The 14,235-nt window shown below is 63.7% G+C and carries 18 protein-coding genes; 12 read left to right on the top strand and 6 right to left on the bottom strand.

Going from position 1 to position 14,235, the window contains the following annotated elements; genetic code table 11:
* Window positions 1-114 precede the first annotated feature (114 nt).
* Entirely contained in the window at window positions 115-1,359 is a 1,245-nt protein-coding gene (locus CH276_RS10315; RefSeq protein ID WP_094629086.1) for a molybdopterin-dependent oxidoreductase, read from the top strand.
* 118 nt (window positions 1,360-1,477) lie between these two features.
* Window positions 1,478-2,077 carry an LppU family putative lipoprotein gene (gene lppU / locus CH276_RS10310; RefSeq protein ID WP_254923862.1) on the top strand — a complete coding sequence of 200 codons (600 nt, stop codon included), beginning with the start codon at window positions 1,478-1,480 and terminating at the stop codon, window positions 2,075-2,077.
* Here the strand turns inward: lppU and CH276_RS10305 are convergent.
* Window positions 2,074-2,835 (bottom strand): class I SAM-dependent methyltransferase, encoded by a 762-nt coding sequence (locus tag CH276_RS10305; RefSeq protein WP_176459192.1) that lies wholly within the window; start codon window positions 2,833-2,835, stop codon window positions 2,074-2,076. The genes lppU and CH276_RS10305 overlap by 4 nt on opposite strands.
* 96 nt (window positions 2,836-2,931) lie before the next feature.
* On the opposite strand from CH276_RS10305, the gene CH276_RS10300 reads away from it, so the two are divergent.
* Window positions 2,932-4,182 carry an Nramp family divalent metal transporter gene (locus CH276_RS10300; RefSeq protein ID WP_032396884.1) on the top strand — a complete coding sequence of 417 codons (1,251 nt, stop codon included), beginning with the start codon at window positions 2,932-2,934 and terminating at the stop codon, window positions 4,180-4,182.
* Here CH276_RS10300 and CH276_RS10295 read toward each other — a convergent pair.
* Window positions 4,179-4,622, bottom strand: a complete 444-nt coding sequence (locus CH276_RS10295; protein ID WP_032396885.1) for an SRPBCC family protein — start codon at window positions 4,620-4,622, stop codon at window positions 4,179-4,181. The two genes, CH276_RS10300 and CH276_RS10295, sit on opposite strands and share 4 nt — an antisense overlap.
* A gap of 53 nt (window positions 4,623-4,675) precedes the next feature.
* A complete protein-coding gene (locus tag CH276_RS10290) occupies window positions 4,676-5,584 on the bottom strand; it encodes a D-2-hydroxyacid dehydrogenase (RefSeq protein WP_254923861.1) in 909 nt (302 codons plus the stop codon).
* 74 nt (window positions 5,585-5,658) lie between these two features.
* Here CH276_RS10290 and CH276_RS10285 point away from each other — a divergent pair, with 74 nt between their 5' ends.
* The 4 genes from CH276_RS10285 (at window position 5,659) to CH276_RS10270 (ending at window position 9,324) form a co-directional block, all read left to right on the top strand.
* Window positions 5,659-6,165, top strand: coding sequence for a GNAT family N-acetyltransferase (locus CH276_RS10285; protein ID WP_254923860.1), 507 nt, complete (start codon window positions 5,659-5,661; stop codon window positions 6,163-6,165).
* A gap of 10 nt (window positions 6,166-6,175) precedes the next feature.
* Complete coding sequence (locus CH276_RS10280; protein WP_094629082.1) at window positions 6,176-6,736, top strand: sugar O-acetyltransferase; 561 nt, start codon at window positions 6,176-6,178, stop codon at window positions 6,734-6,736.
* Window positions 6,737-6,896: 160 nt separating this feature from the next.
* The gene (locus CH276_RS10275; RefSeq protein ID WP_094629081.1) at window positions 6,897-7,700 is read left to right on the top strand and encodes an SDR family oxidoreductase; all 804 of its coding nucleotides are present in this window, start codon (window positions 6,897-6,899) and stop codon (window positions 7,698-7,700) included.
* Window positions 7,701-7,758: 58 nt separating this feature from the next.
* Window positions 7,759-9,324, top strand: coding sequence for a Na+/H+ antiporter (locus CH276_RS10270; protein ID WP_094629080.1), 1,566 nt, complete (start codon window positions 7,759-7,761; stop codon window positions 9,322-9,324).
* Here CH276_RS10270 and CH276_RS10265 read toward each other — a convergent pair.
* Together CH276_RS10265 and CH276_RS10260 are read right to left on the bottom strand one after the other, a co-directional pair.
* Window positions 9,321-10,103, bottom strand: coding sequence for a pirin family protein (locus tag CH276_RS10265; protein WP_094629079.1), 783 nt, complete (start codon window positions 10,101-10,103; stop codon window positions 9,321-9,323). The genes CH276_RS10270 and CH276_RS10265 overlap by 4 nt on opposite strands.
* A gap of 31 nt (window positions 10,104-10,134) precedes the next feature.
* Window positions 10,135-10,653, bottom strand: a complete 519-nt coding sequence (locus tag CH276_RS10260; protein WP_094629078.1) for a VOC family protein — start codon at window positions 10,651-10,653, stop codon at window positions 10,135-10,137.
* Window positions 10,654-10,739: 86 nt separating this feature from the next.
* On the opposite strand from CH276_RS10260, the gene CH276_RS10255 reads away from it, so the two are divergent.
* Genes CH276_RS10255 through CH276_RS10245 form a run of 3 tightly spaced genes read left to right on the top strand, consistent with a single transcriptional unit; the run spans window position 10,740 to window position 12,731 of the window.
* Entirely contained in the window at window positions 10,740-11,192 is a 453-nt protein-coding gene (locus tag CH276_RS10255; RefSeq protein ID WP_094629077.1) for a MarR family winged helix-turn-helix transcriptional regulator, read from the top strand.
* Complete coding sequence (locus CH276_RS10250; protein WP_032396896.1) at window positions 11,189-11,908, top strand: pirin family protein; 720 nt, start codon at window positions 11,189-11,191, stop codon at window positions 11,906-11,908. Before CH276_RS10255 ends, CH276_RS10250 begins: the two co-directional genes overlap by 4 nt.
* A gap of 13 nt (window positions 11,909-11,921) precedes the next feature.
* Complete coding sequence (locus CH276_RS10245) at window positions 11,922-12,731, top strand: alpha/beta fold hydrolase (protein ID WP_094629076.1); 810 nt, start codon at window positions 11,922-11,924, stop codon at window positions 12,729-12,731.
* 2 nt (window positions 12,732-12,733) lie between these two features.
* On the opposite strand, the gene CH276_RS10240 is transcribed toward CH276_RS10245, so the two are convergent.
* Window positions 12,734-13,165, bottom strand: a complete 432-nt coding sequence (locus tag CH276_RS10240) for a MarR family winged helix-turn-helix transcriptional regulator (RefSeq protein ID WP_094629075.1) — start codon at window positions 13,163-13,165, stop codon at window positions 12,734-12,736.
* A gap of 62 nt (window positions 13,166-13,227) precedes the next feature.
* Here CH276_RS10240 and CH276_RS10235 point away from each other — a divergent pair, with 62 nt between their 5' ends.
* Both CH276_RS10235 and CH276_RS10230 read left to right on the top strand, forming a co-directional pair.
* Window positions 13,228-13,599 (top strand): VOC family protein, encoded by a 372-nt coding sequence (locus CH276_RS10235; RefSeq protein ID WP_094629074.1) that lies wholly within the window; start codon window positions 13,228-13,230, stop codon window positions 13,597-13,599.
* 48 nt (window positions 13,600-13,647) lie between these two features.
* Window positions 13,648-14,235: a winged helix-turn-helix domain-containing protein gene (locus tag CH276_RS10230; protein WP_045197648.1), complete on the top strand. Its 588-nt coding sequence runs from the start codon at window positions 13,648-13,650 to the stop codon at window positions 14,233-14,235.

Below are 14,235 nucleotides of genomic sequence, written 5' to 3'. Positions count from 1 at the left end.
ACCGACAGAAACTCTCCCACGATGCCCGACGCGTCCCCGCGGGGACGTTGTCACGAGGCGATGCGCCGGGCACGGGAGTCGGCCGCGACACATCCGGCACCCTCTGGGCAGCGAATGCCCTACATGGCCGAAGCACGCAAGTCTCTCGCGCGCTTTCCCAGTCCGCTGCGCGGCACGTGGTTGACGTCGCTGTTCGGCGCAGTTCTGCTCGTTTCGCTGCCCATAGTCATCGTGACGGGATTGCTCTCGTACAGCGCGTACGGTCCACAGTTCGGCCAGGCCAGGCCGGGTGCCGTCGGGTGGCTGCGCTTGCCGTTCTTCGACTGGCCGACGAATCCCGCATGGCTCTACCAGCTCACGCAGGGTCTGCACGTCGGACTCGGCCTGATCATCGTGCCGCTCGTCATCGCCAAACTGTGGTCGGTGATGCCCAAGCTCTTCGAACTACCACCGGTGCGATCGCCGGCACATGCGCTCGAACGACTGTCGCTGCTGGCACTGGTCGGGGGCCTGCTGTTCGAGATCGTGACGGGTGTTCTCAACATTCAGTACGACTACGTGTTCGGTTTCGACTTCTACGCCGCTCACTACTTCGGTGCCTGGGTGTTCATCTCCGGATTCCTCGTACACCTCGCGCTCAAGGTCCCGCTGATGTGGAGGACCCTGAGGTCGGAGTCGTTGATGGACGTACTGCGCGCCAGGAACGAAGCTCCGGACGAGCAGAAGAACGACGACCGATCGGCGACCATGGGTCGACGCGGTGCCATCGGATTGGTCGCTGCCGGAATGGGTTTCGTTGCCGTGTTGACAGTAGGACAGACGGTCGGCGGAGTACTGCGCAAGGCCGCGATCCTGCTGCCCCGCGGACGCTCGTACGGCGACGGCCCCAACGACTTTCAGATCAACCGAACGGCCGAAGCAGCCGGGATCACCGAGGCGCAGACCGGGCCCGATTGGCAACTGACGATCAGCAGCGCGGCCGAGGACGCCGTCCCGATCGTGCTGTCCCGCGGCAGGCTGCTGTCGATGCCGCAGCGCACTGCCGAACTGCCGATCGCGTGCGTCGAAGGATGGTCCACCACGCAGACGTGGACCGGTGTCCCATTGGCCGAACTCGCCGCGCTGGCGGGCGTACCCGCACCGCGATCGGCAGAGGTGAGCTCGCTGGAGCAGAACGGAGCCTTCACCCGTGCGGTGTTGCAGGGAAATCAAGCGGCGCACCCGAATTCGTTGCTGGCCTTGAAAGTCAACGGTGTCGATCTCTCGCTCGATCACGGATTTCCCGCGCGTGTGATCGTTCCTGCCCTTCCGGGTGTCCACAACACCAAGTGGGTTGCTCGCATCGTGTTCCGTTCGTGACTTCCAGCTGTGGCTGTTCAAACCTCCGTCGATGGTAAAGAATCGGTGATCGGCGGCCCGTGGGGCCGCCGACGAGGGTCACTCCCTCGCCTGGATGAGTTCCGAAGGTCATGACATCATGCTTGCTTTGTCCAGAAGCCTCCTCGTCGCAAGTGCAGCTTTCACACTGCTGTTCGCCGCAGGCTGTTCATCGTCCGAAGCCGGCAACGCCGTCGCTGCCGACACCACAGCCGCCTCGACGTCCGCCGCTACCAGCACCACCGACGGCGTCTCGGGCCAAGAGGGCATCGACGCCGGCGGCTCCACCGACATCGATGTCGAGATCGGTCAGTGCGTCCAACTCGGCGGGACGATGACGGCCGCCACCATCGACAACGCCGAATGCGGCAGCATGGAATCGAACTACAAGGTGATCGCCAAGGCCGAGCAGAACGAGCAGTGCCCAACCGACGTCAATCAGACCTACTACGAGACGCTCGACGGCGTGGAACAGGGCGCACTGTGCCTCGACGTCGACTGGGTGGTCGGCGGCTGCATGAGCGTGCCCACCGTGGGTATGGACGAGCCCTCACGGGTCGACTGCGGCGACCCCGACGCCACCGACGTCGAACAGGTCACCGAAATCAAGACCGGTACCGCCGATCCCAACGAATGCCCCGAGGGCGGATTCGCCTACGACGCCAGGCAATTCGTCGTCTGCACCACGACGATCTCCTAGTCGAGCTGCGCCGTCACCATCTGCGTGACGTAGCGGTAGTCCACGTAGCCGTGGCGGGCGATGGCCGCGTGCACTGCGCCCAGGACATCGCCGCGGCGCCGGTCGTCCAGGGCGAGATGGCTCGAGTACGTGGCGGCCATGGCGCAGAACTCGTCTGCGGAGTAGCGCTGGACCCACTCGTACGTCGAGGTCGTCCACGGACCGAAGCCGGCAGCGCGCGGCACGTTGGACTCCGGTTGTGTACCGAGAGAACGCACCAACAGGTGCGCCACTTCGGGCTCGGTTGCGTCGTAGGCCTCCCTGACCGCTTCCCATGCCGGGCCCTCGAGGTCGCCCGGCATGTTCCACCACAACCGAAGGGAACCGCCGGGGACCAATGCGCGGGCCGCCACTGCAGCTCCTTGCTCGTGGTTCACCCAATGCCAGGATTGGGCTGCAACGACTACATCGAACGCCGCCGCCGGGGCTGCACAATCCTCGAACCGCGACACCTGCACTTCGACGTCGAGGTTCTCGGTGCGCCGCCGAACCAGCTCTGCCATAGCCGAATCCGGTTCCACCGCAACAACGGACGCGCCGAGTTCAGCCAACGCAACAGTGGCTTTGCCGGTACCTGCCCCCGCCTCGAGCACTCGCATCCCGTCGCCCGCCGCGATGTCCGCGTACAGCTCGGCCGGGTAGCCGGGACGGGCCCGGTCGTAGTTCTCGGCAACCTTGCCGAAGCTCAATGCACGCGATGACTGCTGTCCGTCGGTCACCGCATCCACGGTACCGAGGGTCGACTTGCCAGGAACCGTGCGTTTCGTAAAGAGTGAGACAGGTCACTGAGCAGACCCCGCACGCGAGGAGAATCGATGACCGAGACCACTGCACCTCCGAAGTGGAAGGTGGTCGGCCCCGGACTTGTGGTCGCCGCAACCGGCATCGGGGCTGCCGACCTCGTCGCGACTCTGGTGGCGGGCTCGCGCTACGGCTACGCCCTGCTCTGGGTCATCATCGTCGGTGTCGTCATGAAAGTCGTTCTGGTGGAAGGTGCAGGCCGCTACACGTTGGCGTCGGGCAACACGATCTTCCAGGGCTGGCGTTCGCTGGGAAAGTGGACGACGGCGTATTTCGCTCCCTACATCGTGATCTGGGGGTTCGTCTACGGAGCGGCAGCGATGTCGTCGAGCGCGTTGCCGATCGTCGCACTGTTCCCCGCTTTGGATCTCAAGGTCGTTGCCATCGCGTCCGGACTCCTCGGCTTCGCGCTGATCTGGCTGGGTAGCTACGGATTCTTCGAGAAGATCATCACCGTCTTCGTCGGCATCATGTTCGTGACCGTGATCGGTGCTGCGGTAGTGGCGGTTCCGAACGTCCCTGCGATCGTCAAGGGCATCGTCCCCACCATTCCCGACGGCTCCATCGTGTACGTCCTCGGCCTTGCCGGTGGCGTCGGTGGCACCATCACGCTCGCCGCGTACGGCTACTGGCTGCGCGAGAAAGGCTGGATCACACCGAAATTCATGCGCGTCATGCGTATCGACAATTCGATGGCCTACGTCATCTCCGGCATCTTCGTTCTCGCGATGCTCATCGTCGGTGCCGAACTGCTGTACTCGTCGCAGATCGCGATCTCCACCGGCGATCAAGGCTTGATCCAACTCTCCGACGTGCTCGCGGACCGCTACGGGACGGTGTTCGGCTACGTGTTCCTCATCGGATTCTGGTCGGCGTCGTTCTCGTCGCTGATCGGGGTGTGGAACGGCGTGAGCCTGATGTTCGCAGACTTCGTCGGCAATCTGAAGGGGCTCGAACAGGGTCACCCGGAAACACGAGTGGGAGGCAAGTACTTCAGGTGGTATGTCGCGTGGCTGACGTTCCCGCCCATGGCGTTGCTGTGGCTCGACCAACCGATCGGGCTCGTGCTCGCCTACGGCGTGCTCGGCGCGGTGTTCATGCCGTTCCTGGCGGTGACACTGTTGGTACTGCTCAACAGTGATCGCGTGCCGAAGCAGTGGCGCAACGGCTGGTTCACCAACCTGACGCTGGGTGTCTGCGCATTCCTGTTCGCCTGGCTCGCCGTCGACCAGGTCTTGGATGCTCTCGACAAGTACGTGTACTAGTCGGCCGCTTCCAGGCGTGAGCGCAGTGTCGACTCCGTGTGCTTGATCGCCTGACCCACAACGGGTTCCACAACAGCGCCGAGCACCTTGCCCGCGATTCCGCCGGGCAGGCTGTAGCGGAACACAACGTCCAGACGGGTTCCGCCGTCTGCCGTATCGGAGAACGACCACGTGGACGAGTTGGACAGGCCTTCGACCGACTCGAGCGTGAGCCTCTCGTTGTGGACCCATTCGGTGACGTGCACAACGGAGGTGAGGGCCTTCGGACCGATCTGCATCGTCGCGTCGTACGTGGCACCGAGCCCTGAGGTGACCTCGCTCGTCGGCTCGAAACGGGTGATGCCGAACATCCATTGCGGGACGTTCCTGAAGTCGTCCATGTAGGCGAACGCCGCCTCGCGACTGGTCGACGCAACGGCCGAACGATTGATTTCACGCACTCGTGCACCTTAGTACACGCTACGGCGTGTTACGCATACTTTGGTCGTCCGTTTCAGCGGCGTACGTACCCCACCTGCTTGTCCACCACGTTCACCAGAGCCGAACCACGGACATATCGATGGAGGTTGTCCTCGAACAACGCCCACAGGCGCTCGGCGAAGTCGTCGGCATCGCCCGCCAAATGAGCGGTCACGATGACGTTGTCCATGTGCCACAGCGGGCTCGTGTCCGGTAGCGGCTCGACCTCGAACACGTCGAGCACGGCCCACCCGATGCCTCCGTCAGCGAGGGCGTCGCACAGGGCTCGTTCGTCGACGACCGGTCCGCGGGCGATATTGACCAGGCCTGCATCGGAACGCATGGCCGAGAGAACCTCCGCGTCGACCAGTGCTCGGGTGGCGTCGGTCAACGGTGTCGCCAGCACGATCACGTCGTACTCACCCGCATACGACGGCAATCGTCGAACGTCGCGGATTCGTCCGAACTCCGAGTCACCGGACCGCTCCGACGTTGCCGCCGCATCGACGCGCATACCGAGTGCGCCGAGGACCCGGCCGATCTCGCGGCCGATCGAACCGGGACCGACGACGAGAGCGGCGCGACCGTGAATACCATTGGTAACTCTGTGTTCCCAGACCCGCTCGCGCTGACGAGCAAGCGCCAGCGGCAGCTTCTTGACCGACGCCAGAATGCCGGCTGCGACGTACTCCGCAATCGCCCTGTCGAGGATTCCGCCGGAGTTCGTCAGAATCCATCGGCCCTCGCGCAGAACCGGATCGAGCAGTCGATCGACGCCGGCACTCGATGCGTGGATCCAGCGAAGATTCTCGGCATTCGGCCACACGGTTCGCAGATCGGCGGTCTCGAACGTTCGGAACAGCAACACCTCTGCCCACGACACCACACCGGCGAGCTCGTCCATCGTGCAGCTTCGGAAGTCGACTTCGTCGATCGCGGGCAAGGACCCTCTGTCCGAACCACTTTCGACCACAAGCACGTTCACCACAAGACTCGCCACCTCCGTACGATGGCACCGTGCTCACCGTAGAACTCGCAACTGCCGCCGACGCAGCAACGATACTCGGCCTGCGGCACGCAGCCGAGGACTGGCTCTCGGACCGAAAAATCGATCAGTGGACACCGCGCGAGGTACCCCTGTCCACTGTCGCGGCGCACATCGAGGCAGGAGAGTTCTACGTCGCCCGGCGCGATCCGAGTGGCCCGATAGTCGGTGCGCTGAGACTGATCTGGGCCGATCCCACAATCTGGCCCGAAGAGGATGGGCTCGCCGGGTACGTGCACGGATTGGTGATCGACAGAAGCGAAGCGGGCACCGGGCTCGGCGCGGCTTTGCTCGAGTGGGCGTCGGAGCAGACCCACCGGGAAGGACGCGCGTTGCTGCGTCTGGACTGCGCCGAAACCAACGGTGCGTTGTGCAATTACTACCTGAATCAGGGTTTCCGCCACGTCGGCCGACACGAGTTCGCCGACGGCAGTGCGTGGTTCAGCGTGGCCCTGTTCGAGAAGTCGACCGATCGGTAGCCTGTCGTCCATGGGCGAGAACCGGGATCGGATGCTGCGCGGAGAGCTGTACCGAGACAGTGATCCCGACCTGGTTGCGTCCCGGGTGGCGTGCGGAAAGCTGCTCGACCGATTCAACGCAACCGAGGCAGATCAGAACAAAGAACGACGCGAGATTCTCGGCGAGCTGCTCGGATCCATCGGAGCGGATTCGTGGATCATGCCCAGGTTCCAATGCGATTACGGCACATACATTTCCATCGGATCCAACAGTTTCCTCAACTACGACGCAATCCTGTTGGACTGCGCACCGATCACCATCGGTGACGATGTATCGATCGGGCCTCGGGCACAACTACTGACGGCGTTGCACCCCATGGAGGATCACGAGGCGCGCCGAACACGCTGGGAGAGTGCTCTTCCCATCACCATAGGGAACAACGTCTGGCTGGGCGGCGGGGTCATCGTGTGCCCGGGAGTCACGATCGGCGACAACTCGGTGATCGGTGCCGGCAGCGTCGTCACCCGGGATGTGCCGTCGCACACCTTCGCTGCCGGCAACCCCTGTAAGGCAATCCGCGCCCTACCGTGAGATGACCTCGTGCAGGATCTCGTCGGAGTCGCCGATGAGCCTGTCGACCGCCATCCGCGCATCAGCAGGGCAGCAAAATTCGTTTGCACAGATAAAAGACTAACCGGTATGGAGCGGATCGTCACGTGGTACGGATTGACCGCGTCGGTACCATCTGGGCATGAATCGCACGGCAGTGGTGACCGGAGCCTCGTCGGGTATCGGACGCGCGGTTGCGCAGGCGCTCGTCGCCCGGGGATATCGAGTGATCGGCACCTCCCGCAATCCGGCCTCGATGACCGACGCGCAGCGAGCCACCGGTGTCGAGTATCGCGCTCTCGATCTCACCGATGCCGACTCGATCCGCACCTTCGTCGCCGATCTCGGGGACGTCGACGTCCTGGTCAACAACGCCGGTGAGAGTCAGTCCGGGCCCTTCGAGGAGCTACCGACCGATGCCATCGAGCGACTCTTCCAGTTGAACGTCTTCGGCGCAGTGACGCTGTCGCAAGGTGTCATTCCCGGGATGCGCGAGCGTGGTTACGGCCGCATCGTGATGGTCGGATCGATGCTGGCCAGCTTCCCGCTTGCCTATCGCTCGTCCTACGCCTCCACGAAAGCCGCCATCAAGGGCTTCTCCGATGCGGCGCGTCTGGAACTCTCGCCCTTCGGTGTGTGGATGACCACCGTCGAGCCGGGCTCGATCAACACCGGAATCAGTGAGCGCCGAACCAAGTACATCGCACCGGATTCGGTCCATCGAGACGACTTCCACACTGCCATCTCGTCGCTGGACCGCAAGGAGGGAACCGGCATCTCCGCCGAGGACGTCGCCGAGGTAGTAGTGAAGGCCATCGAGGCCGACAAGCCGAAACCGTTGTACGCCAGAGGAAGCAATGCACCGGTCGTGTTTCTCGCGCGGCGGCTGCTGCCTGCGACCTTCATGGAGAAGACGATCGCGAAGATGTTCGGACTGAAGAGGTAGTTTGAACCGCTGACCTGCGGGAATACAGCTGGGTGAACTATTTCCCTCTCGACCTACCGTGGTAGAGACACTCGGTCTCGTCCTGGCAGCCACAGGCCTGATCGTCGCCGCACAGGTGATCTCGAAGAAGACGACACTCCCCGCGGCAGCGTTGTTGACGCTCGCCGGCCTGGCCGTCTCGGCGTCGGCGTTGCCCGACATCGTTCTCGACCCCGAGCTCGTTCTGACCCTGGTGATTCCGCCGCTGCTCTACAGCGCCGCTCTGAACTCCTCCCTGATCGCCATCCGCCGCAACGTGTGGACCATCTTGAGTTTGTCGGTCGCCCTCGTCGTGGCGACGGCTGCCCTCGTCGGCGTCGGTCTGTGGTTGCTCGTTCCGGGGATCACGCTGGCCGCTGGTATGGCGCTCGGTGCCGCCGTGGCACCACCGGACCCGGTCGCGGCGCTGGCGGTGGGTCGACGCGCAGGCATCCCACCGAAACTGGTGACCCTGATAGAGGGCGAGGGACTGCTGAACGACGCGACCGCACTGACGATGCTGACCGTGGCGATCGCCGCGATCTCGAGTCAGGACATGACAGCCACTCATGCCGGGGGATTGTTCGTGCTCGCCGCAGCAGGCGGCATCGTCGTCGGACTGATCGTCGCACTGGCGATTCGGCTGATACAGCGGTTCGTTCACGATTCGCTGCTGCTCAACATCGTCTCGCTGGCTACACCGTTCCTCGCGTACCTCGCAGCCGAAGAAGTGCATGCGTCCGGGGTGTTGGCCGTCGTCGTCGCAGCACTGGTGATCGGTCACCACACCCGTCACGCCATCTCCGGAGCCAGTCGCCTGCAGACCAGTGCCGTGTGGAGGCTGATCGATCTGCTTCTCGAGGGCTTCGTGTTCTTGTTGATCGGCGAGCAATTGCCCACCGTTGTCGGCGGCCTGTCGGCCTACTCGGGGACGACCATCGCCCTCGCAGTCACGGTGACGCTCGCCGGCGTCCTGTTGCTGCGGCCGCTGTGGCTCCTGACCACCGGGCTGTCCGCCCGCGAGGCGGTGGTGATGAGTTGGGCAGGCACTCGCGGAGTCATCACCGTCGCTGCCGTCTTCACGTTGCCGCTGACCATCGACTCGGGCGAGCCGTTCGAGAGCCGAGATCTGCTGCTGTTCTGTGCATTTCTCGTCGTGCTGGTGACGGTCATCGGTCAGGGATTGACTTTCGCTCCGCTGGTGCGCAGGTTGAACGTCGTGGCCGATCCCGCCGCAGAGGCACGTCTACGCAACGAGGCACGGGAGGGTTCGACGAAAGCTGCTCTGTCACAGCTGGACCGGATTGCAGACGAGGAGAACCTGGACGACGAGGGTCGCGAGATACTGCGCCGCGAGTTGGAACACCGTATCGACCGCTACCATCGCCGTCTGGATCACCTCGACGAGTCCGAGATCGGCGATGCGGTCATCTCACCCGAGCAAACTGCCGCGATGACCACACGTCGCCGCATACTCGACGTCGAGCGGGAGGAGTTGCTGTGCTGGCGAGACGCCGGCCGGCTGCCGGACAACAGCATGCGGAGTCTCGAGCACGAACTCGATCACGAAGAGCATTCCTTCCGCCCGCATCGAGAGACCGACTAGCCGGCGATCGCCGCGTGCATCTCCCACACGATCACTTCGGCTCCGGTCGCGGTGCTCAGCTTCTGACCGCCGCCTCCGCTGACGCGCACGGCATCACCCTCGGCCAGTGGTCCGACGCCCTCGAGCATCGCTTCGCCCCGGGCGACGAAGATGTGCACGAACGGGGCGTCGGGTATCTCGACGGGAGCCTGCCCGGCCTGCAAGCGCGCCACGTGCATGGCGGCGTACTTGTTCTTGATGCGAATGGCCGCGTGGTCGGCGTGGTGTGCCATTCCTGATGCCACGGGAACCAAACCGCCGCTGAGCAATTCGCCGTCGATCTCGAGCTGCTCGTAGCCGGGGGTGATGCCCTGTTCGTCGGGCACCACCCACATCTGCACGAAGCGAACGGGATCGCCGTGCTTGCCGGAGTACGAGCCGGCGGTCTCCCCGAGTCGCCACGAATCGTTCTTCTCCGAGTGCAGGATTCCCGTGCCTGCGCTCATTCGTTGGGCGAGACCGGGGTAGATGACGCCGGTGTGACCCATCGAGTCCTGGTGCACCAGCGAGCCCTGCAGCACCCAGGTGACGATCTCCATGTCGCGGTGCGGGTGGGTGTCGAAACCCTGGCCGGGAACGACGATGTCGTCGTTGTTCACCATCAACACGCCGTGGTGGGTGTTGCCGCGATCGAAGTGGCTGCCGAAGGAGAAGGAGTGCTTGGAATCGAGCCAGCCGATCTTGGTCTTGAATCGGTCATCGGCTCGCCGGACGTCGAGTGTGCTTGCTGCAGAGGTCATATCGTGTCCCTCGAATTCGTGGAGTGTGGGGTCAGAGGACGTGCGAGCCGTACATCTCGCCGAGTGGATCGGCAATCAGTTCCAGGCGGGCACCGTCGGGGTCGCGGAAGTACAGCGAGACCTCGCTGTGCTCGATCAGTTCGACTCCGGCGTCGATGAGCTTGGTACGCAGGTGCTCCCACCTGGTGGGTTCGACACTGATCGCCACGTGGTGAAGGCCGCCGAGCACCTCGGCGTACGGTCCGACGTCGAGTCCGGGAAAGTCGAAGAATGCCAACAGGTTGCTGTTCCCGATATCGAAGAAGAAGTGCGAAGAGCCCGGGTAGTCACGGTTCTCGATGAGCTCGGTGAGCGGGAACTCGAGCAGATCCTGATAGAAGCGGACCGTTGCTTCGACGTCACTGCTGACCAACGCGGTGTGGTGGAGGCCGCGAGCCGACGACGCCGGCCGTTCGCCTGCGGGCTTGAGGTGCTGAGTACGGATACGGTCCCGCTGCTCTTCGTGTTCCTGCGCGCGTCGTGTCTCTTCGGCAGTTATGTCGTCGGTCATCGCTGCACCCTCCGGGTCAAGTAGTTGCTTCGTCAACTACCAAGAACAGTACACCCAGTAGTTGCGTTGTCAACTACTATGGACTCATGGATTCCCCACGGTGGCTCAGCCAGGACGAACAGCTGGCCTGGCGCGCATACCTCGACGCCACTCGGCTGCTGCTTCGCGATCTCGACAATCAGCTCACGCGCGACTCCGGGATCTCGTTCACCGATTTCGAGCTGCTCGTGGTCCTTTCCGAAGCACCCGATCGCCGACGCCGCATGAGCGAACTCGCCGACGCCGTCACCACCACTCGCAGCGGCGTAACCAGGGCAATCAGCCGACTCGTCGACTGCGGTTGGGTCCGGCGCGTCAAATGCGACGACGACAAGCGAGGCATGTCCGCCGAACTCACCGAAGCCGGACTGAACACCCTCGCCGCAGCCAGTCCAGGGCACGTCGAGGCGGTGCGGAAGAACATGTTCGACCTCGTGGAGCCGAACGATCTCGCGGCCCTGACCCGGACTTTCTCGGCCATGCGGAACCACGCGTCGTGATCAGCCACATTCCCGGGGAGCAGCGCCATCACTGGTGGAACGAGTGGCTCGATTCCAAACAGTCCTTCCCCGCGACCGGTAACTACGACCTGGCGGCCAACGCGCACGGGTTGCTGATGGTGCACAACGAGGACACCGTCTTTCCCGGCGAGGGATTCGACTCGCACGAGCACCGGGACATGGAGATCCTCACCTGGGTGCTCGAGGGCACCCTCGAACACACGGACTCCGAGGGCAACAGCGGGCTGATCCGCCCCGGACTGATTCAACGCATGAGCGCAGGCACCGGCATCCGCCACACCGAACGCAACGCATCGAGTCTGACCAGCCGCGACAAGCTACGCGTCGTGCAGATGTGGATTCCACCGGATACCGACGGACGGGTGCCGTCGTACGACGAACTGGACGTGCGGGACGAGTTGGCATCCGGCGAGCTCGTCTGCGTCGCATCGGGAATGCCGGGCAGGACAGGAGTACGCATCGGCAATCGCTTTGTGTCGCTTCATGTTGCGCGGCTCGCGCCGGGACAGTCGATCACCGTTCCCGACGCACCGTTCGGTCACGTCTTCGTCGCCGACGGTTCAGTGGTGTTCGAGGACATCGGCGATCTCGACCAGGGTGACGCGGTGCGGCTCACCGGCACCGGCGGACACCGTGTGACAGCATCGACGTCGAGCGAGATCATGATCTGGGAAATGCACGCCGAGTTCGCCTGAGGGAGTGTCGTCCATGCCGACCGTCATCACCGACGATGCCGTCACCCTGAACTATCTCGACGAGGGCAGGGGCCAGTCCGTGGTGCTCATCGCCGGCTTCTGCGCGCCCGCGACCACCTGGTTGCTGCAACAGAAGACATTGGTGGCGAACGGATACCGCGTTCTGGCGCTCGATCGACGAGGGCACGGTGCCTCGGAGGCACCGACACACGTCGCGACCATGGAGCGGCACGGACGCGATGTGGCGAACTTCCTGTCGGCGGTGGGTCTCGACGAAGCCGTTCTGATCGGCGGCTCGATGGGGGCGAGCACCATCTGGTCGTACGTGTCGCAGTTCGGCACCGAACGCGTTCGCGCCATCGTGTCGGTGGATCAGACACCGAGAATGGTCAACAGCGCGGGCTGGGCCAACGGGTTCTACGGACTCACCGAGGACAATCGAACGACGTTCTTCGACAACGGAATACCCGATACCGGTCACGGGCGGCCCCAGTGGAAATCCGTACCGTCGCTGCTGAGGCTTGTGCTCGCATTACGTGCGATGCCGAAATTGGGGTCCCCCGACACCCCACCGATGAGGGCTCTGCTCGCAGATCATGCTGCGCAGGATTGGCGCGCAACCATTGCCGGTATCGACAAGCCGTACCTGATGGTCGCCGCGCGTGACAGTCAGTTCTGGCCTGCTGCACATGCTTTCGAGTCGGTGGACCTGAACCCGCTCGGTCGATCGGTCGTCTTGGAGAGCTGCGGTCACGCCGCGAACATGGACCGGCCCAGTGAGTTCAACGCGGCGATGCTGGAGTTCCTCGACTCGATCGCGTGACGTCAAGACCGGTGCCCGCCCAACGCCTCAGCACACGCAACGAGATTGCGATGCAGCACTTTTCGCTCGCCCATCGACAGTGACTCAATCATGGCCTGCTCCACGGCGGCGACCGCGGCCGACGCTTGCCGCAAGCGCTCTCGGCCCGTAGCGGTCACGTACAGGCGTTGGTCACGACCGGTGCCCTCGATCTCCACCAAGCCGTCGCGCGTCAGCCCGGCCAACAGCTGATGGGTTGCCTGCCTGCTGACGAACACCGCGCGAGCGAGTTCGGCGTTGGACAGGCCCGGTGTGTGCGCGAGGTGTTCGAGGCTCGAGTACTGCGAGACCGTGATGTCGAGTTCGCTCAGAGCATTGTCCATCGCCGAACGCAGGGCGGACGTGGCTCGCTTGAGGGCCAGACCGATGGAGGAATCGACGTCCACTTGACTCATGTCAATATCTTGACATACATTTCCCTCGTCAAGAACTTGACGACCACTCGAAAGGACCCATCATGACCGTTGCAGCCGTTTCCGGACCGAGCTTCCTCTCACTTCAAGTACGCGACCTCGCCGTCAGCGCGGATTTCTACGAATCGCGTCTGGGTCTCGTCCGCGCACCCCAGGCCCCACCCGGCGCGGTCGTCTTCACCACGTCACCGATTCCGTTCGCAGTCCGAAACCCAGCTCCCGGAACAGATCTCGACAGTGGTCAGCCGGGACTCGGAGTTGCGCTGTGGCTCGTGTGCAACGATGCCGAGGCGCTGCACGAGTCACTGATCGCGGCCGACGTGCCCATCCTGACCGCACCCTTCGACGGCCCCTTCGGTAAGACCTTCGTCCTGCAAGACCCGGACGGGTATGCCGTCACCGTGCACAACAGCTAATTCCGAAAGAACTATTGCGAAATATTTCTTTCGGGTTATGGTTGTCGCATGACCCCACCGCCGCCCGACAGGACGCCCCGGAAGCTGACGGACATGTCCGAGCTGAAGGCGCTGACGCATCCCATTCGGCTCCGCCTGCTCTATGCACTCCGCGCCAACAAGTCGATGACGGCGACCCAGCTCGGCGATCTGGTGGACGAGTCACCCGCCTCGGTGAGCTATCACCTGCGCAAACTCGCCGAGCACGGGTTCGTCAAGGAGGTCGAGAACGGATCCGACAAACGTCAGCGCTGGTGGTCGGAGGCCAACGAGGGAGGGTTCAGCTGGTCCGAGAACGACTTCTCGGACTCACCCGAATCGCTGTCGGTCGCCAAGGCATCCATGGATTCCTGGCTGGCGCACCAGTGGTCGCGTCTGCACGACTTCGGGCGAACTTCGGAGTCCTGGGGGCCGGAATGGGTGGCGGCGGCGTTCAGTTCCGACGACGTCCTGCGACTCACCGCCGAAGAGACGAAGACCATGGGGACGGAAATGCGCGCCGTCATCGACAAGTGGCGTCGACACGGCGAGCAATCACCATCGGCGGAGCGCGAACACGTCATGGTGCTGATGCACGGATTCCCCACCACACCATAG

The sequence above is a fragment of the Rhodococcus sp. 06-470-2 genome (assembly GCF_002258235.1).
Classification (GTDB): domain Bacteria; phylum Actinomycetota; class Actinomycetes; order Mycobacteriales; family Mycobacteriaceae; genus Rhodococcoides.
The sequence above is the reverse complement of the archived record's forward strand: the minus strand, read 5'-3'. Positions and strand labels throughout refer to the sequence as shown.